The 4,179-nt window shown below is 48.0% G+C and carries 5 protein-coding genes; all 5 read left to right on the top strand.

The features are described 5' to 3' along the window. Positions 1-400, top strand: a 400-nt coding sequence (locus tag J5224_RS23670; protein WP_264627683.1) for a hypothetical protein, incomplete at its 5' end; no start/stop codon positions are given. 43 nt (positions 401-443) lie between these two features. Next, entirely contained in the window at positions 444-1,865 is a 1,422-nt protein-coding gene (locus tag J5224_RS23665) for an esterase/lipase family protein (protein WP_264627682.1), read from the top strand. A 287-nt stretch (positions 1,866-2,152) separates the two neighbouring features. Beyond that, positions 2,153-2,524 (top strand): PTS lactose/cellobiose transporter subunit IIA, encoded by a 372-nt coding sequence (locus J5224_RS23660; protein WP_264627684.1) that lies wholly within the window; start codon positions 2,153-2,155, stop codon positions 2,522-2,524. 15 nt (positions 2,525-2,539) lie between these two features. Then, entirely contained in the window at positions 2,540-2,833 is a 294-nt protein-coding gene (locus J5224_RS23655) for a PTS sugar transporter subunit IIB (RefSeq protein WP_264627681.1), read from the top strand. Between the two features lie 134 nt (positions 2,834-2,967). Further along, positions 2,968-4,179: sigma-54-dependent transcriptional regulator (locus J5224_RS23650; RefSeq protein WP_264627680.1), on the top strand; the 1,212-nt coding region annotated here is incomplete at its 3' end.

Raw genomic sequence — 4,179 nt, 5'->3', positions numbered from 1 at the left:
TGAAAGCCGTATTAATGCTTATTGGACATATTGGTCTGTCGCTATATTTGCGATAGCGGGTTGGTTATTTTCAGGAAAACAGACGCTCATTCTTGATCAAAAAATAGGGATCGCCTTGGGCGCAGCCGTTTTTTTCTTTGCCAATTTAGGCGTGCTATTACCTTGTACACGACTGGCCGCCAGCGTGCGTGATGAAATCCGTTTGCAAGCACAAAATATCCCTTTCACAAGTAAAAAATTATCTCTCGCCTTTGCTGAAGATGGCTTTAAATTCCGATATACGCTCACGTTGCTTTTACATGTAGCCGTCGACATTATCGTGCTATGGCATATATTTGCACATAAATCAAGTCCCGAACCCACTGATAATAAAATAATAACCTTCTTTTTATTTCAATAAAAATTCACTTCAGACTTACACACACAATCGAGGAGATACCTCAATGAAAAAACATGTGTTAATTATTCATGGGTGGAGTGACACCTCTAAATCATTTTATGCTTTGGCTGAATTCTTACGAAAAAATAACTATGCAGCCACCGAGTTATGGTTAGGAGACTATATATCACTGGATGACGATGTGCGTGTGGCCGATGTCGGCAAAAAGATGGGGCAAGTCATCGATGACATGATGGAAAAAGCAGAGTTGCCCCCCTTATTCGACGTTATTGTTCACAGTACCGGGGGACTGGTAACGCGTGAATGGCTCACCTCACACTACCGTGGTAAAGCCGAAGCCTGTCCGATGAAACGTTTTATTATGCTCGCCCCCGCCAATTATGGATCCAAACTGGCAGCAACGGGCAAGAGTATGCTGGGGCGTATCGTCAAGGGCTATAACAACTGGTTTCATACCGGGCAAGGTATCCTTAACGATCTTGAACTGAGCTCACCCTACCAGTGGGAATTAGCCCAGCGCGACATGCTCATTGGCCCCGATTCTGACGACACGGCACGCTATTACGGTGAAGATAAAGTCTGGCCGTTTGTAATTGTGGGCACCCATCCTTATACCTCCCTATTACGCCAAATCGTCAATGAAGATGGCGCTGACGGCACAGTAAGAGTTTGTGCCGCCAATTTGAATACCCAAGGAATCACGATTGATTTCCGGGAAAGTGACATTGATAAAGCCGTCACTTGTTGGCAATCACGGCTTGATGGTTTTTCCATACCGCTTGCCGTATTACCTACCCGAACCCACGGCTCTGTCATTGATCCTGACAGAGCAGATAAAAGCAATCAGGACGATATTGAAGAAACACCAGAAGAAAAAGCGCAATTGGGCACGTTTATATTAGAGGCGCTGGCCTGCGACGCATTTGACCAATACCTGAAAATTCAACTAGAGTGGCAGGCATTCAGTGAAAAAACAGCGGAAAGAAAAGAAAACGCCGACTATTACCATCAATATTTGCAGGCAAACTTTTACGTTACTGACGATCAGGATCAACCGGTAACGGATTATTTTTTGGAGTTTTTTTCCAATACCAATAAACAAAGTGATTCGGCCAATGTTTACTTTCACTCTTCAGTCATTCAGGGCGTTCACGTCAATTTGCAAAATGCAGCGCGAAGAAACATTTATTTCGATCGAACTGACTTGGTAGAAGGTTATTATCCATTGTTACCCAAGCGCGACAAACCAATACTTTTCCTCTCGATTTCTGCTGCTGCGCCAGGTAAAAACATCAGTTATTTTTCTAACTTAAAACTGGGCGCAGAGATGCAGATTCCCATTCATTACGAAGATGAATCAGCAACTCGATGGTTTAAGCGCAACTCCACCCATTTTGTGCGTATTATTCTACCGCGTCAGCCGGGCAATAAAGTGTTCGCGTTAACACGATTCGACAAAGTCTAAACCCTACGCCACCAGCGCGTCTTATGTTAAGACGCGCTGGCTAGACACTCGCGCCGTTCTCCCCCTGTGCGAGCACGTCCTCCGCTTCTGCCCTTCTGGGTGTCGTATTTCACCCCGTTATCCCGATTGCCAATAACGCGCTGTGGGTAAAACAGATCGATACAGTTTGCCAAAACACCATTTAATACATTGAAAATAATCATTTTATTTTCTTGGCATCGTTATTGCTTATACCTTGTCAGTGAAAAACAGAGCAGTGATTGTCATCATTTAAGGAGCTGGTAGTGATGAACGAGCAGGTGGATAGCGATTTTGAGGAGTTGGTGATTAACATCATTGTCAACGCAGGTCAGGCGAGAAGCCATGCCATCAAGGCCATTGAGTGCGCGGCACGTCAGGAGTTTGCTCCTGCACAGGAGTTGTTGGAACAAGCCACCGAGGCGTTGCGTGTTGCTCATCAGGCACAAACTAACCTGATAGAAGATGAAGCGCGCGGTGTGCATCACCCCGTCACGCTGCTGATGGTGCACGCTCAGGATCATTTGATGAACGCCATCACGGTGAAAGATTTGGCCCGGCAGCAGGTGGCTTGCTACCAGCACATGGCTGAATTAAGCAAACAGGTGCAAGCACTCTCACTTACCCAGGCACATTATTGAAACAAGGAGTAGGCCATGTTGCATATTACGCTGGTTTGTATGGGCGGTTTTTCCACGGGCATGCTGGTAAAAAGAATGCGTGAGGATGCCGTCAAACAAGCGCTCGATGTTGAAATTAACGCAACCTCCGAAAGCAATTTTAAAAACTTCGCCGACAAAACCGACGTCTTACTGATCGGGCCGCAGGTGAGTTTTATTGAAGGCACGATGAAAAGCCGCTACCCAAATTTGAAAATAGCGGTGATTAACGCCGTGGATTACGGCTCAATGAACGGTGGAAAGGTACTCGAATTCGCCCGTAATTTGTGAGCATGTAGTTATTACTGGCGCATTGTTTCGCCGCGCCGTGCGTCACTCGGTATATTGGCAGCAGATAGTTCTCAGGCTAATGATAGTCCTTGCACCAGCACTATTTTGCGCAAATGGATCAGGAGCACCAGAGCATGCGGATCGACATCGTCTATGACAAATTGAAGGCGCTTAGCGTCGAATCTGGCATCTCCGCCCCGCAGTTGGCGGAGGCGCTTGGCTATGCCAGAGCCAATGTCAGCAACGATCTGAACAGCCTGGTCGCGCAAGGAAAAGCGGTCAAAATCATCAAAGGTAAACCCGTTCTGTTTCAGGCTATCAACCCAGGAACCCTGGCCCGCAGCAGTGAAGGCGAATTCGCGCAGTTTATCGGCAGCAACGCCAGTCTGTTTCCGGCGATAGAGCAGGCCAAGGCGGCGGTGTTCTATCCCCCCAACGGGATGAATATGCTGATTCTGGGTGAAACCGGCGTGGGAAAATCCCTGTTTGCCGAGCTGATGTACCAGTATGCCAAAGCCATCGGCAAACTGCCGGCACAGGCTCCGTTTGTGATTTTTAACTGCGCCGATTATGCCAACAATCCGCAACTGCTGCTGGCGCAGTTGTTTGGTTGTAAAAAAGGGGCTTATACCGGTGCCGATGAAGATAAGGTTGGCCTGCTGGAAAAGGCGAATCACGGGGTGCTATTTTTGGATGAAGTGCACCGCTTGCCGCCAGAAGCACAGGAAATGTTTTTCACCTTTATCGATAACGGAATTTTCCGCCGTTTAGGGAAAACGCAGGTCGAACGCACCGCCAGCGTGCGCATTTTTTCCGCCACCACGGAAGAGCCGGACTCCAGCCTGTTACGTACCTTTACCCGCCGTTTTCCGATGGTTATCCATTTACCTGCCTTGCGAAAACGCACCTTTCAGGAACGTTTTGCGCTGATCCAGTTTTTTTTCAATCAGGAAGCGGCGCATTTGCAGGAGAGTATCAGCGTTTCCGTAAATGCCCTGCGCGCCCTGCTGAGCTATGACTGCCCGAACAACATTGGTCAGCTCAAAGCGGATATTCGTTTCGCCTGTGCGGGCGCGTATGCGGAATTCATGACCGGCAAAAAAACCAGCTTCGCCATCAACAGTCGAACGCTGCCTAACCACGTCAGTCAGGCGCTGTATACCCATCTTGAGCATCGCCAAATCTGGAACACCATTATTGGCATCAACAAGAAGAGCGTCACCTTCTCTGGCACCAGCAACACGCCGCTGTTTGAAGACGATGCGCTCAACGACATTTACGACATGCTTAATCTGCGCATGTCGGAACTGCGCAGCCAGGGGATTGATGGCAATACCCTGGAAGAG

This window comes from Candidatus Symbiopectobacterium sp. NZEC135 (assembly GCF_025962695.1).
Note: the sequence above shows the minus strand (reverse complement) of the source record. Positions and strands in the feature narration are given on the sequence as shown.